19 protein-coding genes are annotated in these 23,163 nt (G+C 53.2%); 6 read left to right on the forward strand and 13 right to left on the reverse strand.

What is annotated here, in order from left to right:
• Together HHO50_RS21015 and dnaE are read right to left on the reverse strand one after the other, a co-directional pair.
• Positions 1–181 (reverse strand): hypothetical protein (locus tag HHO50_RS21015; protein WP_219921494.1); only part of this gene is annotated, 181 nt, incomplete at its 3' end.
• A gap of 120 nt (positions 182–301) precedes the next feature.
• Positions 302–3,937, reverse strand: coding sequence for a DNA polymerase III subunit alpha (dnaE, locus tag HHO50_RS08610; RefSeq protein WP_181305613.1), 3,636 nt, complete (start codon positions 3,935–3,937; stop codon positions 302–304).
• Positions 3,938–4,213: 276 nt separating this feature from the next.
• On the opposite strand from dnaE, the gene HHO50_RS08615 reads away from it, so the two are divergent.
• Positions 4,214–4,522 (forward strand): DUF3817 domain-containing protein, encoded by a 309-nt coding sequence (locus tag HHO50_RS08615; protein WP_181305614.1) that lies wholly within the window; start codon positions 4,214–4,216, stop codon positions 4,520–4,522.
• Between the two features lie 135 nt (positions 4,523–4,657).
• Here HHO50_RS08615 and HHO50_RS08620 read toward each other — a convergent pair whose 3' ends face one another.
• Complete coding sequence (locus tag HHO50_RS08620) at positions 4,658–5,023, reverse strand: hypothetical protein (protein WP_181305615.1); 366 nt, start codon at positions 5,021–5,023, stop codon at positions 4,658–4,660.
• 909 nt (positions 5,024–5,932) lie between these two features.
• Complete coding sequence (locus tag HHO50_RS08625; protein ID WP_181305616.1) at positions 5,933–7,150, reverse strand: SDR family oxidoreductase; 1,218 nt, start codon at positions 7,148–7,150, stop codon at positions 5,933–5,935.
• A gap of 297 nt (positions 7,151–7,447) precedes the next feature.
• On the opposite strand from HHO50_RS08625, the gene HHO50_RS08630 reads away from it, so the two are divergent.
• Positions 7,448–8,791 carry an MFS transporter gene (locus tag HHO50_RS08630; RefSeq protein ID WP_219921495.1) on the forward strand — a complete coding sequence of 448 codons (1,344 nt, stop codon included), beginning with the start codon at positions 7,448–7,450 and terminating at the stop codon, positions 8,789–8,791.
• Positions 8,792–9,552: 761 nt separating this feature from the next.
• Here HHO50_RS08630 and HHO50_RS08635 read toward each other — a convergent pair.
• The 5 genes from HHO50_RS08635 to HHO50_RS08655 all read right to left on the reverse strand — a co-directional run bounded on the left by HHO50_RS08635 (position 9,553) and on the right by HHO50_RS08655 (position 15,177).
• Complete coding sequence (locus HHO50_RS08635; RefSeq protein WP_181305617.1) at positions 9,553–11,736, reverse strand: LysM peptidoglycan-binding domain-containing protein; 2,184 nt, start codon at positions 11,734–11,736, stop codon at positions 9,553–9,555.
• A 205-nt stretch (positions 11,737–11,941) separates the two neighbouring features.
• Positions 11,942–12,586, reverse strand: a complete 645-nt coding sequence (locus tag HHO50_RS08640) for an O-methyltransferase (protein WP_181305618.1) — start codon at positions 12,584–12,586, stop codon at positions 11,942–11,944.
• A 232-nt stretch (positions 12,587–12,818) separates the two neighbouring features.
• A complete protein-coding gene (locus HHO50_RS08645) occupies positions 12,819–12,995 on the reverse strand; it encodes a type II toxin-antitoxin system PemK/MazF family toxin (protein ID WP_181305619.1) in 177 nt (58 codons plus the stop codon).
• 849 nt (positions 12,996–13,844) lie between these two features.
• Positions 13,845–14,438 (reverse strand): redoxin domain-containing protein, encoded by a 594-nt coding sequence (locus HHO50_RS08650; protein ID WP_181305620.1) that lies wholly within the window; start codon positions 14,436–14,438, stop codon positions 13,845–13,847.
• A gap of 97 nt (positions 14,439–14,535) precedes the next feature.
• Entirely contained in the window at positions 14,536–15,177 is a 642-nt protein-coding gene (locus HHO50_RS08655; protein ID WP_181305621.1) for a 4'-phosphopantetheinyl transferase family protein, read from the reverse strand.
• Positions 15,178–15,261: 84 nt separating this feature from the next.
• Between HHO50_RS08655 and HHO50_RS08660 the strand changes: the two genes are divergently transcribed.
• The 3 genes from HHO50_RS08660 to folB are packed head-to-tail and all read left to right on the forward strand — an operon-like array spanning position 15,262 to position 17,584.
• Positions 15,262–16,191 carry a WD40 repeat domain-containing protein gene (locus HHO50_RS08660; protein WP_181305622.1) on the forward strand — a complete coding sequence of 310 codons (930 nt, stop codon included), beginning with the start codon at positions 15,262–15,264 and terminating at the stop codon, positions 16,189–16,191.
• On the forward strand, positions 16,188–17,213 hold the full coding sequence (locus HHO50_RS08665) for a DivIVA domain-containing protein (RefSeq protein WP_181305623.1): 1,026 nt from the start codon (positions 16,188–16,190) through the stop codon (positions 17,211–17,213). The genes HHO50_RS08660 and HHO50_RS08665 overlap by 4 nt, the downstream gene beginning before the upstream one ends.
• A gap of 11 nt (positions 17,214–17,224) precedes the next feature.
• A complete protein-coding gene (folB, locus tag HHO50_RS08670; RefSeq protein ID WP_181305624.1) occupies positions 17,225–17,584 on the forward strand; it encodes a dihydroneopterin aldolase in 360 nt (119 codons plus the stop codon).
• A 139-nt stretch (positions 17,585–17,723) separates the two neighbouring features.
• Here the strand turns inward: folB and HHO50_RS08675 are convergent, their stop codons facing one another.
• Positions 17,724–20,180, reverse strand: a complete 2,457-nt coding sequence (locus HHO50_RS08675) for a penicillin-binding protein 1A (RefSeq protein WP_181305625.1) — start codon at positions 20,178–20,180, stop codon at positions 17,724–17,726.
• Between the two features lie 162 nt (positions 20,181–20,342).
• On the opposite strand from HHO50_RS08675, the gene HHO50_RS08680 reads away from it, so the two are divergent.
• Positions 20,343–21,371: an LLM class flavin-dependent oxidoreductase gene (locus HHO50_RS08680; protein WP_181305626.1), complete on the forward strand. Its 1,029-nt coding sequence runs from the start codon at positions 20,343–20,345 to the stop codon at positions 21,369–21,371.
• Positions 21,372–21,557: 186 nt separating this feature from the next.
• Here HHO50_RS08680 and HHO50_RS08685 read toward each other — a convergent pair whose 3' ends face one another.
• The 3 genes from HHO50_RS08685 to HHO50_RS08695 all read right to left on the reverse strand — a co-directional run bounded on the left by HHO50_RS08685 (position 21,558) and on the right by HHO50_RS08695 (position 23,029).
• A complete protein-coding gene (locus HHO50_RS08685) occupies positions 21,558–22,295 on the reverse strand; it encodes a DUF72 domain-containing protein (protein ID WP_181305627.1) in 738 nt (245 codons plus the stop codon).
• A gap of 93 nt (positions 22,296–22,388) precedes the next feature.
• Positions 22,389–22,760 carry a hypothetical protein gene (locus HHO50_RS08690; protein ID WP_181305628.1) on the reverse strand — a complete coding sequence of 124 codons (372 nt, stop codon included), beginning with the start codon at positions 22,758–22,760 and terminating at the stop codon, positions 22,389–22,391.
• Positions 22,733–23,029, reverse strand: coding sequence for a hypothetical protein (locus tag HHO50_RS08695; protein WP_181305629.1), 297 nt, complete (start codon positions 23,027–23,029; stop codon positions 22,733–22,735). Before HHO50_RS08695 ends, HHO50_RS08690 begins: the two co-directional genes overlap by 28 nt.
• Positions 23,030–23,163: the final 134 nt, after the last annotated feature.

Here is a 23,163-nt window from a genome sequence, read left to right on the forward strand (position 1 = left end):
CTCCCGAACCTGCCTGCTGCGGAGTTCCTACTCCGCCGTGAACCACGGGCAGGTGTTGCAGAAGAAGGGGAGTGGAACTCCCCGGCAGGTTGCTTCCGGAGTAGGAACTCCGGAAGAGCAGGGTTGTCAAATTAGACTTACAGAAAACACTTGATTTTATTAATAAGTATGACTTTAACATGCACTTAAGTTATTATAAACAACTACAACTTGCTAATAAACAATCGTAAGTTGAGAAAGCCTAACTAAGAACCAATGTTCCTACTTAGGCTTCCATAAAGTTTCTATTGGATATTACAAATTATATCAATTGACACGTCGCCACCTCCAACTCTTTCACATTCTGCAAAAACACCTTCGGATCAATCCTGTACTTCCTAGAAAACAACTCCACCGCCAAGCGTTCTCCCGGTTCCGTCAAAACCAATTCCAGTTTCTTCTGACCCGGACTGGCGATGGCGGCTTCCTCCAGACGGTCAATCAACAGGGCGTTGATGTTTCTAATATCAATGTCCAGGCGCACGCCCTTTGCCATTTTCTCAGCCACGTCACTTAGCAGCTGCATGGAGAGCGGCTTTAACTCCCACTGGTCTTCAGATTTGTAACGGAGCGTCACTTTGGCTCTGATGAACAGGTACATGCCTTCTTTCACGTAAGGCGAGAACTTTACAAAGTCTTCTCCGAACAGGGCCAAGCCCATGGTATTTTCGTAATCCTCTAAAGAGAAGAGCAGGAATGGGTTGCCGTTTTTACCGGTGCGCATGACCACGTTGCTGATGATGCCGGCCACGTTCACGTCGCGGCCTTTGAACTCCTCAATCCGGTCTAGACTACAGGTGCAGTAAGAGTCAATCTCCAGCTTGAACTGATCCAGCGGGTGGCCGGAGAGATAGAAACCAATCACTTCTTTCTCACGGCGAAGCATTTCGGTCAACGTCCAGGGCTGTACGTCCGGGACTTTGGGCAATGGCATGTCTACCGCCCCGCCACCACCGAACAAAGACTGCTGGGCGGCGTTTTTCTCGGCCTGAAACTGGTTCCCGAATCTTACTGCCTTTTCAATGAGGTTGATGCTTTCGCCTTCCGGTGTTTCCAGGTACTGAGCGCGGTGGTAACGTTCAAACGAGTCAAAGGCTCCGGCCTGGGCCAGGCTTTCAAAGGTCTTTTTGTTCACGGCCCGCAGGTTCACGCGTTTGGCGAAGTCAAAGATGTCGGTGTAGTTGCCGTTCTTCTCGCGTTCCTCAATGATGGCCTCGACGGCGGCCTCACCGGTTCCTTTCACGGCCCCCATCCCGAAACGGATTTGCCCTTGCTGGTTCACGTTGAACTGGTGAATGGATTCATTCACGTCCGGGCCCAAAACCTGAATCTGCTGCTTGCGTGCTTCCTCAATAAAGAACGTCACCTTCTTGATGTCGTTCATGTTGTGGGTTAACACGGCGGCCATGTACTCCCCAGGATAGTGGGCTTTAAGGTAACCGGTTTGGTAGGCCACCACGGAGTAGGCGGCGGAGTGCGAGCGGTTGAAGCCGTACTGCGCGAACTTCTCCATCACGTCAAACACCTCCGAAGCCTGTTTGGCGGGAATGTTATGAATCTCTTTGGCACCGGCCACGAACTTCTCGCGCTCCTGGGCCATTTTCTTCATGTCCTTCTTACCCATCGCGCGGCGCAGCAAGTCGGCACCGCCCAGGGAGTAGCCCGCCAGTACCTGCGCCGTCTGCATGATCTGCTCCTGGTACACCATGATGCCGTAGGTATTCTTCAAGAGCGGCTCCAACAAGATGTGCGGGTATTCCACTTCTTCCTTGCCCTGCTTCCGGTTAATGAAGTTCGGGATGAACTGCATCGGGCCCGGTCGGTACAAGGCGTTCATGGCAATCAAGTCCTCAATATTGGTCGGTTTCAGGTCTTTGAGGTACATGCGCATTCCCTCGCTCTCAAACTGGAACGTCCCGATGGTATCGCCACGCTGGTAAAGGGCATAGGTTTTCTCATCGTCCAGCGGAATGTTGTCAATGTCAATCTCCACGCCGTGGTTTCGCTTAATGAGCGCCATGGCATCTTTCAGAATGGACAGGGTTTTCAGGCCCAGGAAGTCCATCTTCAGCATGCCCGCGCTCTCAATCACTTTCCCATCAAACTGCGTCACCAAGAGGTCAGAGTCCTTGGAGGTAGAAACCGGAATGTAGTTGGTGATGTCATCTGGCGCGATGATTACCCCCGCCGCGTGGATACCGGTGTTCCGAACAGAGCCTTCCAGCTTTTCAGCTAGTTTCAGAACCTTTGCGCGTAGGTCATTTCCGTCACGAATAGAGGAAAGCTCCGGCGATTCGGTGAAGGCTTTGGCAAGGGTAGTGCCGGGAACCTCGGGAACCATCTTGGCCAGTTCGTTGGCTTCAGACAACGGTAAATCCAAGGCGCGGGCCACGTCTTTGATGGAAGATTTAGCGGCCATGGTGCCGAAGGTGATAATCTGGGCCACCTGCGTTTTGCCGTACTTGTCTACCACATAGTCAATCACGCGCTGGCGGTTCACGTCGTCAAAGTCAATATCAATATCGGGCATAGACACCCGCTCAGGGTTCAGGAAACGCTCAAACAGGAGCGAGTACTTGATAGGATCGATGTTGGTGATTCCCACGCAGTAGGCCACGGCAGAACCCGCCGCCGAACCCCGGCCCGGGCCCACGGCCACGCCCATGCTGCGGCCTTTGTTGATGAAGTCCTGGGTGATAAGGAAGTACCCGGCAAAGCCCATGGTCTCAATGATGCCCAACTCGTAGTTCAGGCGTTCCTCCACCTCTGGCGTAATCTCATGGTAGCGTTTCTTGGCGCCTTCAAAGGTTAAGTGACGCAGGAACAAATCAGCCGTAGGGTGCTCCGGAGGAAGCGGGAAGTTGGGCAGCAGGATATCGCGCTGCAGCTTGGGCGGCGTGATCTTGTCCACTATTTCATTGGTGTTGTCCACGGCAAACGGCACGTCCGCGAACAGCTTGTTCATCTCAGCCTGAGACTTGAAGTAGAACTGGTCGTTCGGGAACCCGAAGCGGTCTTGCGGCCTTGGTTTCTGCTGCTCTTCCTCAATGCGGTACAACATGCGGCGCACGTTCTCGTCGTTGCCGTAGGTGTTTCTGATGTTGGTGAGCGTGTCATAGATTACCTCGCCGCTACCCGACATTAACCTAAAGTACTGCGTCTGGAAATCGCCCACGGGCACGCTTTCCTGCTCACCGGTGTTCACGCACAAAAGGATGTCGTGCGCGTTCCAATCGGTTTGCTCTACGTAGTGCGAGTCGTTGGTGCAGATGACTTTGACATTGTATTTGATGGCCCACTTGAGCAGCACCTGGTTTACGTCTTCCTGGCTCAGGCCGGTGCCGTCAATGTTCATGAGGCCGTGGCGCTGAATCTCGATGTAGAAATCCTCACCGAACAAGTCCAGCCACCACTGCAACAGTTTTTCGGCTTCTTCCTCGCCCTTCCAGAGAATGGCCTGCGGAAGTTCCGCCCCGATACAGCAGGAAGTGGCAATGAGGCCTTTGTGGTATTTGACCAGCAGTTCCTTGTCAATGCGCGGCCATTTGCTGTAGAGGCCGTCAATGTAAGAGTAGGAGCAGAGCTTGGCCAGGTTCTGGTAGCCTTCCTGGTCTTTGGCCAGCAGCAATTGGTGGTGGCGTACGTCTTTCGCCTCTTTACTGAAGGACTTTTGGTGCCGGTCTGCCACCAGGTAGAATTCGCAGCCCACAATGGGTTTCACGTTGTACTTGTTGGCCTCGGCCACGAAGTTGAACGCCCCAAACATGTTGCCGTGGTCGGTCATGGCCACGGCTTTCATGCCATCGGCCTGGGCCTTTTTCATGAGCCCGCTGATGCTGGCGGCCCCGTCTAAAAGCGAGTATTGGGTGTGGGTGTGGAGGTGGGAAAAATCTGGCACGGTGGTAAGAGTCTTGAGTTCTGAGTCTTGAGTCACGAGTCAAAAATGAAGCGCGAAAGGACTACGAAGATACGGAAAATAGCCCAGAAACAGATCGGGGATTTGGGGTTTGCCCCTGTGTTTTGGGCTTGTTTTCTGGAAATCAGGCGCTAAACTGAAAAGGGAAGAGCTGAGGCAAAATCAGGAGGGAGGCGCAATAATCTGGCAAGTGTGCCGTAAAATGTGAGAGGTTTAGGCGGTTGGGTGTACCTTTGCGCTATCTAACTGTTTACGTACATGCACTTCTCTTTTAAGACAACCCTTGACAGGTTCCGGACTATCGCTGTTCTGGAAGGTATTTCTTATATTATTCTGTTGTTCATTGCCATGCCGTTGAAGCGTATGGCAGGCATTCCTGAAGTGCAGAAATACGTGGGCTGGGCGCACGGTCTGCTGTTTATCCTGTTTGTGGCGCTGCTGGTTCAGGTGTGGAGGGAGTACAGATGGTCTTTCGGGAAAGTGGTAATGGCCTTCGTGGCCTCACTGATTCCCTTCGGGACGTTTGTGCTTGATAGGAAGATAGCCAACGAAGAGCGGCAGAAGTAGCGTTTTGGGGCTTTTTTCTAAAAAACAGCCCCAAAACGCTACTTCTGCTATGGCTTTTGCTGGCGAAAACGGCAAGAGTAGGAACCTGCCTTCGCACTTTTATCATCTTCGTAGCACTGCTACGGGGCTCAAAAACTATTTTGGCAGAACCTTGCTCTTGCCGTTTTCGCCAGCAAACCCAAAGTTTAAACAGGCTCTAAACAGAATGACTGGTTCCTGTAACTGAAATCTTTTGTAAGAGGGAACATCGTACTCGTCTTTGTCTCTCAGCAAGTGTACTTTTAGGCTTTTGGCGGTGAAGGGTTCCCCGTTTCCTATGTCATAGATGTTGGTTTGGGTAATGCCCATTCCGTCTACCACCGTCACCAGGCCGCTGCCTACTACCTCTACGTGCCCGCCCTGGGTTACCAGAATGGCCGTGTCTTCTTCCAGGCCCATTCCAATGCATTCTGGGTTGGTGCAAATGGCCTGGGTCATGCGCACAATTCGCCCGCGGGTCAAAAAGTGGGTATCTGTCTGGAGGTGGCTTCTTTGGGGAGATTAGCAGGTGCACGGAATATGCTGTTCCCTTGGCTTGTCCGTTTTCTCCGTGGGTGCAGGTGCGGCTCTTTGCATAGTGGCTGCTAAGCGCTCACGGCCGCGGGGCCCCGTCTTCCCCTCTCGCACTGCCCTTTCGGCCTGGGAGGTCTGTTCCTCTTAGCTGAGGTCTGTCCAGGGCCAAAAGCGAGGCGCGCTCGGGAAAGACTGGAACTGGGAAAGTACCCGTAGAGACCAGGCACTGCCTTGTCTCTCACGCATTCCTTTCTTCTGTAAAGACGCATTCCCCTCTTCTGCAAAGGCATATTCCCCTCCTTGGAGGCTCATCTTGTAGGAAAAGAACAGTAGCCATATCAATGAAAGAGAAGGCGCTTTCTACCGTTCCCGCTCTTTCGGATTTAACAATCCCGAACAGCAACTTTTTAAAGTTTCCCTACAAGATTAGCTCAGAGGTATTCCCCTCCTCGGAGGGGTGGGTTCTGTCTGCCCGCCATCTCTTTCTGTGGCGCATCAATCATTTAAGATGGTAACCCTGTTTAGAGGTTTTCATTAATCGGCCTTTAAAGCAATTCCTCTGTTGCAATTTCTCTGGCAGGTGCCATGCATTTTTGGCCTGTTTTTATGAAAACAGGCCAAAAACAGGAGGTTTATCTGTACACTGCCGCAAGCATCCGTTTGTGACCCGTTTCTAGGCTACTTTTATGAAAACAGGCGTAAAACTCTAAACAGCTTAGTAGGGTATGGCAAAACAGTAGAAGGCTTAACCGAGCCATAAACCAAAAAAGAAAGGGCATTTCCGGCTGAAGAAGCAGTCCGGAAATACCCTTTCCTAAATAGAAGCATTGTGTGAAAGGCTAACCTCTACCAATGATCTTATAAGGTGTCACTGCCAAGGTTTCTGCCGCCTGTTGGGTAGCGGTCATTGTCTGGGTAGGTGGTGCTTCCTGCGGGGAAGTCATCTCCTAAAGTAGACGCGCCTCCGGTATAGGTGTCATCCTCCAGATAGGTAGTGGTCACTATCAGAACCTCACCTTCCGGCTGGCTGTCGTTTTCAGACTCTCGGCCGTATTTGGGAAGGCTGATGTTTTTTAGGGCGTTTCTGTTCATCAGGGCATAAACGGCGGCACCAGCGGCTACGAAGATGGCGCTGGTGGCTACGGGGTGCATGACAGCACGGGTGTAAAGGCTGGTTTTCATGACATGGCCTTTGTAGTTGCCGCGCACGTTGCCCGCCGTGGAGGGTTGGTGCAGGGAACCGGATCTGTTTACGGGCGGCGCATCTTCCACTTGCTCTTTGCTCATGATCTTGGAACTGATCCAATCCATGGCACCCGGGAATCTTTTGTTCAGGGCACTCATCGCTTTGCCGCCGCCGCCTACCATGATGTCGCGGTGCGGATGCACGGCCGCATGCAGAATAGCGGCGGCCACTTCCTCTGGCGCATACACCGGGGCCGGCAGGGTGAGGGCTTTGTGGGTGTAGTTTTTGGCGTGCTCTGGGTAAGGCGTGTCAATTCCGGCGGGCTTGATTAACGTGACAGAAACCGGGGCCTTGTCTTCCATCAACTCTATGCGCAGGGCATCTGTGAAGGCTTTTACGGCGTGCTTGCTGGCAGCATACATGCCTTGCAGCGGGATGGCAATGTCAGAGACTTCACTGCCCAGGTTGATGATGGCGCCTCCTTTGGTTCTTAGGTGTTGCGCCGCTACCAGAGAGCCATAGACAATGCCCCAAAAGTTGGTGTCAAACAGGCGGCGGTTGTCCTCGTCGCTCACTTCGTCCAGACGGCCGTAGATGGAGACCCCGGCATCGTTCACCCAGGTGTCAAAACCGCCGCATTCATGCAGGGCTACGTCCGCAATCCACTGCACCTCCTCTTTACGGCCCACATCGGCCACGCAATGGAAGGCTTTGCCGCCCTCATTTCTGATTTCCTGTTCAATGGCAATCAGGGCCTCGCGGTTGCGGGCTGCCAATACTACCGTAGCGCCTTTCTTGGCCGCAGCCCGGGCGGTCGCCAGCCCGATGCCGCTGGAAGCACCCGTAATCACGATCACCTGCTCATGAAGCGGTTTCAATGGATATTTCATACCTGTTGCTTGAAGATTTGTAAATTTATTTCTAAACCATCTAAGTGATTCCTTACGAGGCTAACTCCCATAAGATACAGTTAGGCAGAGAAAAGGAAATAGCTGATGCGATTGGGCGGTACCCTTGGCCGTAACGTAAAAACAAAATCGGCTTGGCCGAAGCAGATGGAAAGCAACAAAAGAAAGCGCCATGGCTTCTACCACGCCGCAGAAAAGAGTGTCCCAGGCACGGGTGAATGGGAACATAAAAGTAGGTTCTGCTCGTACACATTTTCGGCCTAAAAGGGCTTTGATCAAATGGCAGATACTCTTTCCACAAATAAACCCTCTCGGCTGGGCGACATGTTCCGGGCCCTGAAGTACCGCAATTACCGCCTGTTTTTCATGGGACAGGGCATTTCCCTCATTGGTACCTGGATGCAGCAGGTTGCCATGAGTTGGCTTGTCTATCGCCTCACCGATTCGGTGTTCCTGCTGGGCATGGTCAGTTTCGCGAACCAGATCCCGTCTTTTCTGCTGGCCCCGTTTGCCGGGGTTATCTCAGACCGGTTCAACCGGCACCGGGTGCTGCTGGTTACCCAGTTCCTGTTCTTGCTGGAAGCCAGCGTGTTGGCTGCGTTGGTGCTCACCGGAACCGTCACCATCACCTACATTATGGCCCTGGGTGTCTTTGCCGGTATTGTGAACGCCTTTGACATGAGCGCGCGGCAGTCTTTTGTGGTGCAACTGGTAGAAAAGCGCGAAGACATGAGCAACGCCATCGCCCTGAATTCCTCTATGTTCAACATGGCGCGTCTGGTAGGCCCCTCGGTGGCGGGCGGGGTGATTGCCACGCTGGGCGAGGGCGTTTGTTTTCTGGTCAACGCCCTCAGTTACCTGGCCGTATTGGCTTCCCTGCTGCTGATGCGGGTGCCCCGAACTGAAATAAAAACGCAGGACACTAAGGTGCTGAAATCCCTGGGCGAAGGATTTAGGTACGCGTTCGGCTTTGCGCCCATCCGCGATATTCTCATTCTCATTGCCACGCTCAGCCTCTTCGGGATGCCGTTTACCGTGCTCATGCCCGCCATTGCCCGGGACGTGCTGGGCGGAGATGCCAGCACCCTGGGCTTGCTGATGGGGGCTTCGGGGGTAGGGGCCTTGCTGGGCGCGCTCTACCTGGCCTCCCGGAAATCGGTGCTGGGGTTGGCCCGGGTCATTGTGTGGGCTTCCGTTCTGTTTGGCCTGGGGCTCATTGCATTTGCTATTTCTACCAATATGCTCCTAGCCATGCTGAGTATTTTTGTGGTGGGCCTGGGCATGATTCTGCGCATGGCCTCCAGCAACACGCTCCTCCAGACCATTGTAGACGATGACAAACGCGGCCGCGTGATGAGCTTTTATTCCATGGCGTTTATGGGCATGGCCCCCATTGGCAGTCTTTTGGCCGGTTGGTTTGCCGAACGGATTGGCGTTGCCTATACGCTGCTGGGGTGCGGTATCATCTGTCTGCTGAGCATTGTGCCGTTTGTCATGAGCCTTCCCAAATCGCGCCAGTTAGTCCGGCCCATTTACCAACGCTTAGGCATTCTGCCCGAAATAGCCCAAGGCCTGCAAGCCGCCTCCCGGTTGTCTTCTCCACCAGAGGGAGGCAAGATGTGATTACAGGCTGATTTCCAAAAAGTAGGCTAAAAACAGGAACGCAGATTCCTGCAAGAAGTATCTTCCCTGCTTTTCTATGGTGCGGATTTACTTCGTGACTTTTGCTCATGAATTACGGAAGTAAACCCGCGCCATAGAATAGAGAGGTAATTTAGAGGCCATTGGCACAGAAACTCGCAGGTCTTCCAGCCGCTACGAGGTCTTTTGACCAAGCGGTATAGCGGTGACAAGCAGAAACTCCCCTCTTGATCAAGGCTCCTCTTGTAGGGAAACTTGTACCAACGTTGCTGTCCGGGATTTCTAATCCCGAACCACTCTGCCGGGGATTTACCAATCCCCTTCGCGCCAGTTGGGTAGATACGGAGATTGATAAATCCCCAACAGAGTCCTTTCGGATTGTTAAATCCGAAAGAGCGGGAACGGTAGAAAGCGCCTGCTCTTTCATTGATATGGCTACTGTCTTTTGCCTGCAAGATGAGCTAATTTAGGAGGGGTGCCCGAAGGGCGGGGTGGTTAAGTAGCAGGACAAATTAAACTATCTATTTTGTTTTCCTGAAAGGATCTTGGTCACGAACGGCAATTACTTTCAATAAGAGCTTTTCTAGTTCGCCACCGAGATCCTGTCAGGATGACAAAGAGAGAAGAAGATATAGTTATTTCTGTCCAGTTACTTAGATTTCATCCAGAATACAAAAAACACCCTAAAAACAGAGAGAGCCGGCTTTTACAGTTGGCTCTCTCTGTTTTTAGGGTGTACTGCCTTATTGTTTCGGTTTGATCACCAGGTTTTCACCAATGCTCACGTTGAAGTCTGGTTTGTTGTTCCATTCCATGATTTGCTGGATGGTAACGCCGTATTTGCGGGAGATGGCATACATAGACTCGCCGGCGGCAACTTTGTGGGTGATGGTCTCGCCAGTAGCGGGGGCAGATTCAGGCGCTTCGGCCTGGGCGGTGGCGGGTGCGGCTACAATCAGTTTCTGCCCGATGGAGATAGAGCCAGTGCCCAGTTCGTTCCAGGTCTGTATATCTTGCAAAGACACGCCGTACTTGCGGGAGATGGCGTACAAGGTCTCACCGGCTGCCACGGTGTGCTCAGTTACGCCAGCGTCAGAAGTTGCGACGGTAGGCGCTGTTTTCACCGGAGACGTAGTGGAAGCAGGCGCGGCAGTGTCAACCGTAAGGTTGGAGGTGGCAGAAGCTGAACCGGTTAAGGAAAGTTCTTTGCCCAAGGCCAAAGGCTCGCTGCCATCTAAGTGATTCCACGCCAGCAGGTCTTTTATGGGAATGGCGTAAGTTCTGGAGATGGAGTACAGCGTTTCGCCTTTCTCTACCACGTGCTTGCCAGAAGCCGGGATTGGCTGCGTGACCGGGGCATTTACAGCGGCAACCACTGGTTCATCTGGGGCTTTGCGCTCCAGAACGGCGGCTGGCTTTGCCGCTACGGCAGGGCTCTTGGCCGGATAGGCACCGGCGGGAGCCGCCTCTCCCTGGGGCGTCTTGCGCACGTACGAGGCCGCCGCGGTGTCTTCCACTTCCACGCTGATGGAACCTTGTCTAGGAGTAGCCGCAGTAGTAGAAGCCGGAGTAGCCGGCTCAAGTTTAAGAGCTATGACTTCTTTGGGGGTTTCCTCCTCCAGTGGTCTTATCTCTACCTCAATGCTGGTTGGTCTGGTTTCCTGCAGCCATACCACACGGCCGGGTTCCAGCCGCTCAGTTTTGGTCATGCGGTTTTTAGACAAGAGTTTGTTTAGTTTTACCGCGTACAGCTGCGAAATAGCGTGCATGGTTTCGCCGCGTTGCGCTACGTGGTACTCGGTGTCTTTGGCTTTGTTGAGCTTGCCTTGGAAGTAATAGGTTTGGCCGGGTACAATCTCATCAGAGGCTTGCATGTCGTTCACGCGTAAGAATTTGCTGGTGGAGATGTTTCCCTTGAGGGCCAGCATGTCTTTGGTGTCACCGGCCTGCGCTACCACAGAGGTAGGAACGTACGTATTGTTCAGCTTCGCCTTGAGGGTCTGGAAGAAGCCTTTGATTCTGCCAATGCTGTCTTGGGATCTAACTGCGGTGGTTCTTGTCGTTGTGCTGCTGTTTTGCTTTCTAACGGGCCCGGCACTCGCCAGCACCGGGCGCGCAGCACCAGAAACGTACGGCACCATCACGGTGTATTCTTTGTCTGAGGGTACCCTGGAGGCCATCAGCCATTTGTTGTAACGCTCCACCTCGGCCGCATCAGCCTGGGCCGCCATGGCAATCTCCGTGAGGGTCTGTCCCGGAGTCGCTTTTACCGGCTGCAGGGTGATGGTAGGGGTAGGGTTCTTGCCGATGGCGTTTTCGTAGGCCACTTTGTGCGCCAGAAACGTGAGCAGGTATTTGTTTGTCTGGCTCGTGATCTCCATTTTCTTCGCCCCAATGTCTGCGGTTTTGGTCAGGGCTTTGGTGCCGTTCAGGCCTTGGTAATAGGAAAGCAGGGTGTTGAACCAGTTTTTGTAATAGGCGTTGCTGCGCAGCATGTATTTGGCCGCGCCGCGGCTTGACTCAATAATGTGCTTGCGCTCATCTACCTGCGAATTCACTTTTACGCCCAACTCTGTGGCAGACGCTTCTTTGAACTGCCAGAACCCGACGGCGTTAGAGGTAGACACGGCATCAGACACCAGGCCACTTTCCTGCAGAACCAGGTATTTGAAGTCTGTAGGTACGCCTTCCTGTTTAAGCGCCTGCTCCACAAACGGGAAATAGGCATCAGCTAATTCTACCTTTTTCTGGAAGTAGCCGGGGTGCTTGGTCAACGCATCTACCAGTTTCTGGATGTCGGCGCGGGCGTCTTCCCGTATCTGTAGGTGGAGATCGGCGAAGTAAATATTATTGGGAACTACCGGGCTTTGGGCTTGCGCTATGAAACACAACAGACTGAGCAACAGGAGCGATAAAGATTTTTTCATCTGATTATCGAGGGAATGGGTAAAAGAATAGAAAAAACGCTATGCTCTTGTAAAACTGGAATTACTAGTAGCTAAGTTGCTATCAAGTAATAGGTTGTAGCAATAGGTTCTGTTGCAAAGTAGGCGATTTTGAGGGGGTAAAGGAAGAAGAGGGCAGGTAAAATTTATCCACCGTCTTTTCCACGGGTTTGTCCACATTTGTGGATTACTTCTTGCGGGCCACCAAAATGCCGTCTCTAATAGGCAGCAGGAGGTTTTCTAACCGCGGGTCTTCGTGTACCTTGCGGTTGAAATCCAGCACCAGCTCGGTGTCTTTGTCCAGCTTGGGCCTGAATTTCTCTACCACCTTGCCGCTCCAGAGCACATTGTCCGTCAAGATGAAGCCGCCCGGCCGCACATGATCCAGCACCATATCATAGTACAGGCCGTTGCTCTTTTTATCGGCGTCAATAAACACCAGATCCCACTGCTCATGGAGCGTTGGAATCACTTCAGCGGCCTGCCCAATGTGCAGTTGAATCTTCTGCTCCAGCCCTGCCTCCGCAATGTAGCCACGCACCATGTCTTCCAACTCGTCATTCACGTCAATGGTGTGCAGCACGCCATCATCCGTCAATCCTTCGGCCAAACAAAGCGCGGAGTAACCGGTATAGGTGCCAATCTCCAGAACCCGGCGCGGCCGAAGCATCTGCGAGAACATAGCCAACGTGCGCCCCTGCAAGTGCCCCGAGAGCATGCGCGGTTTCAGCACGTTCAGGTGCGTCTCACGGTTGAGGCGGTGCAGCAAAGGTGTCTCGGGAGTAGTATGCGCCTCGGCGTAGGCATTCAGGTCTGAGTCCAGGAAGTCCATTTTTTAGATTTGGAGATTTGGAGATAAGAAGATGTGAAAATGATTCCTGGGGCAAAGGTACAGCAGCGGAGGGTAGGAGAGTGACGTTTTGGGGCTGATTTTAGAAAACACGCCCGAAAACGGAAAGACCTCACAGGTTTTCAAAACCTGTGAGGTCTACGTTAATGACGCAAAACCTTGCGTCTGCCACGCAATGCAGTGCGACATAGAAGTATCTTAAGGAAAGAATGGTTTAGCAATCAATAGTAAAGACTTTAGTTAAACCAGCCTTCACTTCTTCTTGCTGTTCTGCTGCTATTTGTCTTAGTTTCTTCACAAAACGAAGTTCTGATAGAGAGCTTACTTGGAAGCAATCTGCTGCCGAAGGTTTTGAGAGGCTATTATTCTTTTCTGCTTCTATTTTTACCATCTATGGGGCTATCTCATAGTGGTCTTTCCAATCAGTTAAGAGCATGTTTACATTTGAGGTTTGCCAGCGGAAATGACCAGAGAAAGGTTCTGCAGAACCTTTCTCTGGGCGTTTGCAGCGCAAAGATGAAATTTAAACATGCTCTAAAGGTATAATCACCTTCAAAGGCAATTTCCCTAACGCATTATCATTGAAGTTGTTTAGAGTTTCCTGCCTGTTTCATAAAAACAGGCAGGAAACGGCGTCACAGGCAGCTGCTTGCGGCAGTGTACAGATAAACCACCTGTTTAAGGCCTGTTTTTATGAAAGTAGCCTAAAACCGGCAGCCCAGGCAGACGCTTGCACCAGGGTAATTGCTCTAAATGCCGGTTTATGAAAAACTCTAAACAGGTTCATTGACAATAATGGCTGGTCTGGTCTTTTTTGATGTCAGAGCCAACCGTGGGGGCTAGATTAATCAGCCAAACTTCACCTTGCTTCATAAAAAACCTCGAAGTCCAGTTCAGAGAAAGCGGTGAGGTTTTTATCAGAAGAATAATCTGTATAAAGTGCCGCTGCCGCTCTCTCCAACTGATTCTTATTTTCTGCTTCCCTAATAGACTTAAGCGTTTGCTCCACTATTTTAAGTCGTTTGTCTATCGGCAGCCGTATGATTTCTCTTATGATCTCTGTCGTTCCTATATTGTGAATATGCAATTTTTATGGGTAAAAGTTAGCGCACCGGAAATGTGTTCAAGCCATTTCAGAACAGTCCGTCATTGAGAAGCATTTTCGTTTTTAGCTTATTTTACAGAAAATAGCTCAAAAGCAGATTAAAATTCTGATTATTAGTAAGTTGCGAGCTAAGTCTTAAAACCGCTTAATCAAACAACCCGTGGCGCGTTGCTCCGCGTTGGCAACCGAACGGCCCGCTAACAGGGCATCCAGGGCACTGGCTAAATACCGTTGCTTCACGTAGTTTTCGGCCTGCGGATTGTCGTCTATGGCACCTTTGTAGCGGAGGTAGAAGCCGTCGGCGGAGTTCTGGAGCACGAATACCTCGGGGGCTTTGGTGGCCCCAAACCGTTTGCTCAGTTGCTGCCCTTCGTCTACCAGGTACGGGAATTTGGCTGGGCTGGGGCGGTCGGGTTGGGCTTTGTCGGTTTGGCTGCCTTCTTCCAGGCCAATGTTGGTGTTCACGTACACAAACCGCGCGCCTTTGCCAGCATAGGTTTGGGAGAGGTTCTGCAGGCGGTTTTCGTACAGTTTGGCATACGGACAACTCACGCTGGTGAAGACGACCACCAGTACCGGCGCGTCTTTGAAACCAGACAGTTCAACCGACTGGTTCTGGGCATCTTTTAACGTGAAATTGTCTACTTTGGCCCCTAGGCGGTAACCGGTTTGGGCAAAGGCGGTGCTGGTGAAAGCCAGGGCCAGCAGTAAAGTAAAATATGTTCTCATATAGTCAGGTGCTAAAATATAACGTTGGCCTCTCAGAGAGCACAGCCTCTCAGATGAATCAAAATGAAACAGCCGGTTCTCTGCAAGCTACTCTTTTCTACCGTGGGCCCAGCACGTACGTCAGAACAAAATCGGGGTGTACCTCATAGTGAACCGTATACGTCTGGTCAAAAGTATCTGTCACCACGCGCCCGGTAAACGCACCAGCCGGTTGCCCATGGAAATCTTCCAGAAGCAGATGCTCCTTGAAATCCAGCTTTTTGTTTTGGTACACTTTGTAAAGCGTTTCTTTGGCGCTCCAGTACAGGTGTATTTTCTCCGCATCAGCATGGGCAGCGGTTAGCTCCGCCTCGTTCAGAAACCGCGGCGCTAGCCGAGGGGCCTTGTTTCCCAGTATTTCAATATCTATGCCAACTTGGTGTGAGCAGGAGGCAATGGCCCCCACCCAAGCGCCAGAGTGCGTAAGAGACACCTGCCACACGGCATCAGAGCAGACCGGCCCGCCCGTTTCCAGCCGTTGCAGGTAAATGGAAGGGGCCGAAAGCTTTTCCAGCAGAGTATACGCCAGCACCCGGGCCGCCAGCCATTCGCGGGTGCGGGTCTCCGCCTTGAACACCGGAATTTCATGGCCGGGCCGCAGGGAAAGCAAACGTGCGCGAAGCGCCTCCGCAGATTCCTCTACCCGCCAAAGTCCTAAGAGCGAAGTGGCAGAAATGGGATGGAGTTGATGGAGCGGCATAGAATGAGAAGTGCGGAAACGGTTTTTAGGCTGATTTTGGTAAATTTAGGCAAAAATAGCTTCCATCCTTTTTTCCCGTAGATCATGGCCAGCCCGTTTCAGGTACAGAAAATCACCACGCTCACCGGTCACCGCGACTGCGTTTACACGTTGGAATGCGCGCCTGAGCCCCAGAAATTCTTTTCGGCCGGGGCCGATGGCCTGGTGGTGCAGTGGGACTTGACCCAACCCGAAACCGGCGAACTGGTGGCCAAAGTCAGTTCCAGCGTGTACGCGCTCAAGTACGTGCCAGAACGCAATTGGCTTTTGATTGGGCACAACCACAACAGCCTGGAAGTGCTGGATCTTTCGGCGAAAGCCATCGTGAAAACCATTCCCCTGCCGCCCGCCGCCATTTTTGACATCCAATACTCTTGGGAGGCGCAGCAGGCGTACCTCGCTTTAGGCGACGGCTCTCTGGTAATGGTAGACCTGGAAAAGCTGGAAGTGCAGAAAGCCGTGCGGTTTGCAGAGAAAAGCGTGCGCAGCGTGGCCCTGCATCCGCAGAGAACAGAGCTGGCGCTGGGTTTAAGCGATTACCGCATTTTAATTCTGGACAGGGAGACGCTGCACGTGAAGCAGACGTTAGAAGGGCATACCGGCTCGGTGTTCACGGTGGCCTACACGCCAGACGGGAATTACCTGTTAAGCGGTAGCCGAGATGCCCATTTGCGCGTATGGAACGCAGAAAACCAGTACCAGGAACACACCAGCATCATCGCACATTTGTTCACGCTCAACCACATCGCGTTCAGCCCCAACGGGCGGCTGTTTGCCACGTGCAGCATGGACAAATCTGTGAAGGTGTGGGATGCGCAGACGTTTAAATTATTGAAAGTGATAGACAAAGCCCGGCACGCGGGGCACGGCACCTCGGTCAACAAATTGTTTTGGTCGGCTCACTGGAATCAGTTAGTTTCGTGTAGTGATGACCGCAGCATTGCGGTTTGGGCGTTAACCTTGAAGGAAATATGAAGATTACACCGTTAGAAATCAGACAGAAAACGTTTGAGAAAGCGTTTAGGGGCTTGGACAAGGAGGAAGTTCAGGCGTTTCTGCTCACGCTTTCCCAGCAGTGGGAGCGATTGCAGGACGAGAACAAAGACCTGAAAATGAAGTTGGAAGTGGCCGGCCGTGAAGTCCAGAAACTGCGCGAGGTGGAATCATCACTTTACAAAACCCTCAAGACCGCCGAGGACACCAGCACCAGCATTGTAGACCAAGCCACCAAATCTGCCGACCTGCAGATTCGCGAAGCCCAACTCAAAGCCGACCAGGTGTTGGAGGCCGCCCGCCAGAAAGCCCGCAGCGTGCTGGAAAGCGCGTACCTACAGGCAGACAAAACCGTAGCGGAAATGCATGCCGAGGTGAAGAACCTGGAGCAGGATTACCTGCGCCTGGAAGATTACCTGGAGAACATGGTGCGCGACCTGCAGAACCTGGCCTCAGACGCGCTGGACAAGGTGGAGAAAACCAAGTCAAAACCTAAAGCCTCCCTTGCCAGTATCTTACAAAGAGCCGCCCAAATAAAAGCGCAGCGGCCCGATGACGAAAAAGATACCACTATGAACGCATTCACCTCAACGCCCGCAGCCCCGGTAACATCGGCGCCCAAAGCGATAAATGTGCCCGCCTCGGCTTTCACAGACCAGCCGCAGGCCTATGAAATAGGCGGTGGCGGTAGCCGCGAGTCAATTCCGGCCACGCCGGGCACCATTCCGCCCACGCCCATGCACAACCCGGCCCCAGATGTGCACCCGCGTACCCCAGAGATAGTACCGCCGCATATTCCAACGCCGTCCATTGACCCTCCGCGCAGAGAAGAGCCCAAGCCAGACATTCCGCCCGCACCCAGCCCAACGCCGGTAGAGGAGCCAGCGCCAGAGCGGGAGAGTCCGGTGCCCACCACCCCAGAAGTACAGCCTCCCATGACTACCCAGGCCAAACCGGCCCCCGCGGTAGCCGCCGGTGGCGGTTCTTTCTTTGACGAAATCTAGTTCCAGCGTTTATGGGGCAGATTGCGCTGGAAGGCATGGAGTTCTTCGCCTTCCACGGGTTTTATGACGAGGAACAGAAAATAGGCAATAAATACGGCGTAGACCTCTACATCCAAACCGATTTACACGCCGCCGCCGCCTCAGACAACCTGGACGAGACCGTGAACTACGAGCGACTCTACAAACTAGTCCTCCACGAGATGAGCCTTCCCGCCCGCCTTTTGGAGCACCTGGGGCATCGTATCATGGAAGCCGTCATGCAGGAATTCCCGTTTGTGCAGCAGGTGAAAGTGAGCGTCTCCAAGTTCAACCCACCGCTGGGCGGCATCTGCCACAAGGCCAAGGTCACGCTGGAGAAGCGCGTAGCTTGAATTAATTGAACCTTGTTTTAGGCTTGTTTTTGAAAAATCAGTGTAAAAACAGATAAGATAAAAAGCCTCACCTGTGAAAAATAGGTGAGGCTTTTTTGTGCGGTTTGTAGGGGCAATCCCTAGTGGTTGCCCCTGCAACCTAATCTTCCCGTGCCCAGCGGCCTCTGCCTTTTCCTTTCTTTTCCAGTTCTTTCTCCAGGTCTTTCTGCCAGTCTTTTTCTTCCTTGTTTCTCCGTTTAAACAAGTCTTTCAGCTTTTTGCCACCTTTTTTGAATAAGCCTTCAATCCCTCGGTCTTCTTCTACCGGTGCCTCCACATACGGCGGCTGGTAGGGTGGGCAATTGAGGTAGCCTTGCAGGTAGGAAGGAAGCGGGGAGAACTGGCTGTAGCCATACCGGCGGTACGCGCGGTCATTGCTGAGGCGCTGGAAGAAGGTGCCCCAGATGGGAAGCGCCGTGTTGGCGCCCCCGCCCTGTTCCAAATTCCGGAAGCGGATGCGGCGGTCTTCGCCCCCCACCCAGGCCCCGGCCACCAAATCTGGCGTGAACCCGATAAACCAACCATCGGCCTGGGATTGGGTGGTGCCGGTTTTGCCCGCAATGCCCATTTTCAGGCGATAATCACTGCGCAGGCGGTGTCCGGTGCCCTCGCTGATCACGCTCTCCAACATAGGGCGCAGCAGGGCCGTGGTTTGGTTGGACAGCACCTGTTTGCCTTGGCCGTTCGGGTTGGATTGGTCAAAGAGGATGGTGCCTTGCCGGTCGGTGATGCGCAGGAGGTAACGGGGCTTTATCTGGTAACCGCCGTTCGCCAAAGAGGCGTAGGCAGCCACCATCTCCAGCAGGCTGGCATCGGCAGTGCCCAGCGCCAAGGAAGGGGTGGAGGGAAGTTCGCCCGTAATGCCTAGATTATGCGCGGTCTGGATGATATTCGAGATTCCCGCCTGCAAGGCCACGTTCACCGACACTGTGTTAATGGACTGCGAAAGCGCTCCCAGCATGGAATACGCGCCGCCGTATTGGTCATTGGCGTTGCGGGGCGACCAGTTCTCGTGTTCAGGGAAGACACGGCGCTCGTTCGGGAAATAGGAGCAAGGAGTAATTCCTCTTTCCAGGGCGGTGGCGTACACGATGGGCTTAAACGTGGAACCTACCTGACGGCGGGAGCGCACGTGGTCGTACTGGAAATAATTATGGCTGATGCCGCCTACCCAGGCCCGTACAAAACCGCTGTTAGGTTCCATGGCTATAAAACCGGCGTTCAGGTAGCGCAGGTAATGCCGCAAGGAATCCATGGGGGTGATGGTACGGCTCACTTCGCCCCGCCACCGGAATACCTGCATTTTGCGGGGCGTGTTGAAGATTTTATCAATCTCGTTTTCAGAAAGACCGGCGGCTTTGTGGCGTTTGTAGCGGAGCGAGCGTAGTTTGGCGGCTTGCACCACATCGGGTTTGCCCGCCCACGGCGATTTATTTCCCCAGTGTTTGTCAAAGTCCACCTGTAACGTTTTCATGCGCTGCCGAAGCGCCAGTTCGGCGTGCCGCTGCATTTTGCTGTCAATGGAGGTGTAAATCTTGAGGCCGTCGTTGTAAAGGTTGTAAGGGTCGCCCTCCCCGTTTTTCTGTAGGGCGGCCCACTGCCCCAGTTCTTCGCGCAGATGCTCCCTAAAATAAGGGGCCAAACCGCTGTGGTGGGAGTACGGGTTGTACCTGAGTGTAAGCGGACGTTTTTGCAGGGAATCTTTCTGCGCAGGCGTGAGGTAGCCGTATTTCGCCATTTGGGCCAAGACCACATTGCGGCGCAGCTTAGACCGTTCTGGGTAAAGCTTGGGGTGGTAAGAGGTGGTGCCTTTCAACAAACCAATGAGCACGGCGGCCTCCTCGGTCTTGAGCGAATCGGCGGAGGTGCTGAAGAAACGCCGCGCCGCCGATTCTATGCCGTACACGTTTCCGCCCATGGGCACGGTGTTCAGGTACAGCGCCAATAGCTCTTCTTTGGTGTAAATGGCCTCAAAACGGCGCGCCAGAATGGCCTCGCGCAGCTTGTTCACGGGCATAGACAGAAAGCCCACATCTTTACGCGGAAACAGGTTTTTAGCCAACTGCTGACTGAGTGTACTGCCCCCGCCGGAGCTTTCATTCTGTAATAAGAGGCTTTTCACGAACACGCGGGCCAGGCTTCGGTAATCTACGCCATCGTGCTCATAGAAACGGACATCTTCGGTAGCCACCAAGGCTTTGATGGCCGGTTCGGCAATCTGGTCATAGGCTACGTTGGTGCGGTCTTGGATGAAATAACGGCCAATCAAGACGCTGTCGGCGGTGTAGACCTCTGAGGGCATGTTGTTCTGCACCGACTTTAGCTGCCGTTTGGTGGGCAGCCAGCCAAACAACCCGAAGTACACCGCCAGATAGAACACGAAAAGCACCAGCAACACCGTCGCTGCTGCCTTGCCCAGCACGCGGAACCAACCTTTTCGGTTCAATGATCGCCAGTAGCCCATGCTCAGTTTTTGCCCATGCCTGGACAGCCACCGTTTGCGCCGGGTATTCAGCCAATCAGAAAAACTGCCGAAGTATGAGTTAAAAAAGGGCATGCGTTAGGAACGTCTAAACCGAGGCAAAAGCTATGATTACCCCAATGATACTACAAAGGTTGCGCCGTTTCTGGCACGTTTCCGCCAAATTAGCCGTAAAACAGAGGCAGCGGTTGTTTCCTGCACCCGCCGGACTCATGGAATTCTAACGAAAAGACGCAGATGGCTGAAGCGAAAAAGATAAAGTTAAGTATTTTAGACCAATCGCCGGTACGGGAAGGCGGCACCGCCGAGCAGGCCTTGAAAGAAACGCTGCAATTGGCCAAGCTAGCCGATAAACTGGGTTACACCAGATTTTGGGTTTCTGAGCACCATAACTCACTAGGGCTGGCGGGGCCTTCGCCCGAAGTCTTGATTCCGCATTTGGCGGCACACACCCAACACCTGCGCATTGGCTCGGGCGGCGTGATGCTGCCGCATTACAGTGCGTTGAAGGTGGCCGAGAACTTTAGGATGTTGGAAGCTTTGTACCCTAACCGCATTGACCTGGGCATTGGCCGCGCCCCCGGCACCGACCGTAAAACCGCCGCCTTGCTCAACCCCTACAATCAGTTCAACGAGCAGGACTTTGTTGACCAGCTCATCAACCTAGACCGCTACCTGCAAGACGGCCTCAATGGTTCCGAGGCGGCCGAGGTGAAGGTAACGCCCCGTTCGGCCACTACCCCTGAGCGGTGGCTGTTGAGTTCCAGCGGACAAAGCGGTGTGTTTGCGGCTCATTTTGGCATGGGGTTCTCCTTCGCGCATTTCATTAACCCCAACGGCGGGCCCGAGATGATGAAGTCCTACCAAAAGCGGTTCACTCCCTCGGCGGTATTGAAAGAACCCGCCGGGAACTTCGGCATCTTTGTCATTTGCGCTGATACCGAGGAACGCGCCAAAGAACTGCAACTCTCCATGGACATGCTCATGCTGCACATCCGGCAGGGCAAGTCGGGCGGCGTGCCCTCCGTAGAGAAAGCCAAAGCCTTCTACAACGATTTGGAGCCCGATGAACTAGGGCAGGTACAGTACAACCGCCAGCGCATGGTGGTAGGCACGCCAACACAGGTGAAAACGAAACTGGATGCCTTAGCCGAAGCCTATCATGTGGATGAGATTGTGGTAGTCACCATCACCTATGATTTTCAGGATAGATTGCGGAGCTATGAGTTGCTGGCGGAGGCGTATGGGTTGGAGGCGCGGGGGTAGTTGATGGTTGTCAGTTGTCAGTTGTCGGTTGTATTCTTCGTGGTTCCCGGTGAGTCTGGAGACTTACTTCATCCTTGTCACGAGACTGGAGTCTCGCGCCAGGTAAACTGGAAGAGTGAGAAAGATAAACCTGTTTTTGGCCTCTTTTTACGAAAACACCTCTTAAACGCATTCTCCTTGAAGATGTCACTGAACCCGCACTAGTTCCTGCAAGCGGATGGCATTGTATGGGGCGTAGCCATGCATGTCGTTGTCAAAGTACACGTACACGTCTTTCCCTGCTTGCGCCCAGGTGCGGCAATGGGTGGCCCATTCCTGCAAAGCGGTTTCTGAATAGCTGCCGTCGTATTTCCCCTCGGGGCCGTGGAGACGCACGTACACAAAATCGGCGGTGATCTCCAGCGGTGACAGGTGCCCGGCCAGGTCATAGATGCAGAAGGCATGGTTGTGTTGCCGCAATAAAGCATACACGTGGGGCGAGTACCAACTCTGGTCTCGGAACTCAAAGGTGTAACGGTAGTAGGGGGGCAGGGCTTTCAGGAAATCTCGGAAGCGTTCCAGGTTCAGGCGCCAGGCGGGGGGCAGTTGGAACAAGATTGGCCCCAGTTTTTCTTCCAGGTGTTGCGCATTGCCCAATAGCTGCGCCAAACCCTGCTGCGGGTCTTTCAGCTTTTTCATGTGCGTAAGGTAGCGGCTGGCTTTCACGGCAAACAGAAAATCATCGGGCACGCTGGCGCGCCAGGCGGCAAAGGTCTCGGCGGTAGGGAGGCGGTAAAAGGAATTGTTGATCTCTACCGTCCTGAAGAAGCGCAGATAATGCTGGGTGAACTGCTTGGACGTAACCCCCGGCGGGTAGAAGTTTCCCTTCCAATGGTTGTAGTGCCACCCCGAGGTGCCGATGTAGATGGTTCCTTTTTCCTGCATAGCCCGCTTATACGCAACCGCAGTCGCCGGTTGGAACGGAAGCTCCGTTTTAACCGTGTTTTTAGAAATTCGGCCTTAAAACGGAAGCAAGCCTTAGACGTTCAGAAACCGGTAGAAAACCCATCCGCCAACGGCGTACAACCCCACGTCGCACCAATCACCGGTGTAGCGCGGCAGGAACAGAGGGAAGAGCAGCTCAAAGGCCAGGGAGACATACACCGCCACAAACCCAACATGGTACACCGAGAAGCGAACGGTGGGGCCGTAAAGAAGCCGCATCAGAAAGAGCGTGACCGTAAGGATAAGCGGCAAGCAGAGCAGATCGTCTAAATAGAACTTCAGCCAGTCTGGGCGGGGTAGGGCTAACCAGGCCAGACAGCGGTGCCCCAGGTACAGGGCGGCCAAAAGCCAGAACAAGGGCGAAAAGGTGCGCCAATTTACCCGGCCAGCAGTGCGATGAGCCATAAAATGAAAGAGACAATGCCTACAAAGGCCAACTGAAAGCCCAACCCTATGCTTTTCCAGAATTTGGCGAAGGCAGAATCTGTAGGGTGAATCTGGATGAGATTAACGGTGAAGCGCTTTTTTTCCTCCTCCTTGCGTTCTTCCTGGGCTTGCTGGCGTTCAAACGCGGCGGGGTCTAACAGCCCCTGGCAGTGTTTGCAACGGTCAGAAGTGTCTTGGTTCCAGGTAGACCAGTGGCCGCAGTGAGGACATTTTTTACTGGCTTTCATGGGCTTGTGAAAAGATAAACACCGGCAAAGGTAGTACAGGAAAACAACGCAATTCTGTTTTTAGGGGATTTTTGGCGGTTTAAAGTAAAAACGAGTGGCTCTTTGGCGGGTGATTCTTTTTATCTTTGCCTAAA

Source organism: Rufibacter sp. XAAS-G3-1 (genome assembly GCF_013623775.1).
Taxonomy (GTDB): Bacteria; Bacteroidota; Bacteroidia; order Cytophagales; family Hymenobacteraceae; genus Nibribacter.

Coding starts and splice junctions, on each gene's coding strand:
- HHO50_RS08615 (WP_181305614.1), top strand. CDS start 4,214: ATGCACTTCTCTTTTAAGACAACCCTTGACAGGTTCCGGACTATCGCT.
- HHO50_RS08625 (WP_181305616.1), bottom strand. CDS start 7,150: ATGAAATATCCATTGAAACCGCTTCATGAGCAGGTGATCGTGATTACG.
- HHO50_RS08630 (WP_219921495.1), top strand. CDS start 7,448: ATGGCAGATACTCTTTCCACAAATAAACCCTCTCGGCTGGGCGACATG.
- HHO50_RS08635 (WP_181305617.1), bottom strand. CDS start 11,736: ATGAAAAAATCTTTATCGCTCCTGTTGCTCAGTCTGTTGTGTTTCATA.
- HHO50_RS08640 (WP_181305618.1), bottom strand. CDS start 12,586: ATGGACTTCCTGGACTCAGACCTGAATGCCTACGCCGAGGCGCATACT.
- HHO50_RS08645 (WP_181305619.1), bottom strand. CDS start 12,995: ATGGTAAAAATAGAAGCAGAAAAGAATAATAGCCTCTCAAAACCTTCG.
- HHO50_RS08650 (WP_181305620.1), bottom strand. CDS start 14,438: ATGAGAACATATTTTACTTTACTGCTGGCCCTGGCTTTCACCAGCACC.
- HHO50_RS08655 (WP_181305621.1), bottom strand. CDS start 15,177: ATGCCGCTCCATCAACTCCATCCCATTTCTGCCACTTCGCTCTTAGGA.
- HHO50_RS08660 (WP_181305622.1), top strand. CDS start 15,262: ATGGCCAGCCCGTTTCAGGTACAGAAAATCACCACGCTCACCGGTCAC.
- HHO50_RS08665 (WP_181305623.1), top strand. CDS start 16,188: ATGAAGATTACACCGTTAGAAATCAGACAGAAAACGTTTGAGAAAGCG.
- folB (WP_181305624.1), top strand. CDS start 17,225: ATGGGGCAGATTGCGCTGGAAGGCATGGAGTTCTTCGCCTTCCACGGG.
- HHO50_RS08675 (WP_181305625.1), bottom strand. CDS start 20,180: ATGCCCTTTTTTAACTCATACTTCGGCAGTTTTTCTGATTGGCTGAAT.
- HHO50_RS08680 (WP_181305626.1), top strand. CDS start 20,343: ATGGCTGAAGCGAAAAAGATAAAGTTAAGTATTTTAGACCAATCGCCG.
- HHO50_RS08685 (WP_181305627.1), bottom strand. CDS start 22,295: ATGCAGGAAAAAGGAACCATCTACATCGGCACCTCGGGGTGGCACTAC.
- HHO50_RS08690 (WP_181305628.1), bottom strand. CDS start 22,760: ATGGCTCATCGCACTGCTGGCCGGGTAAATTGGCGCACCTTTTCGCCC.
- HHO50_RS08695 (WP_181305629.1), bottom strand. CDS start 23,029: ATGAAAGCCAGTAAAAAATGTCCTCACTGCGGCCACTGGTCTACCTGG.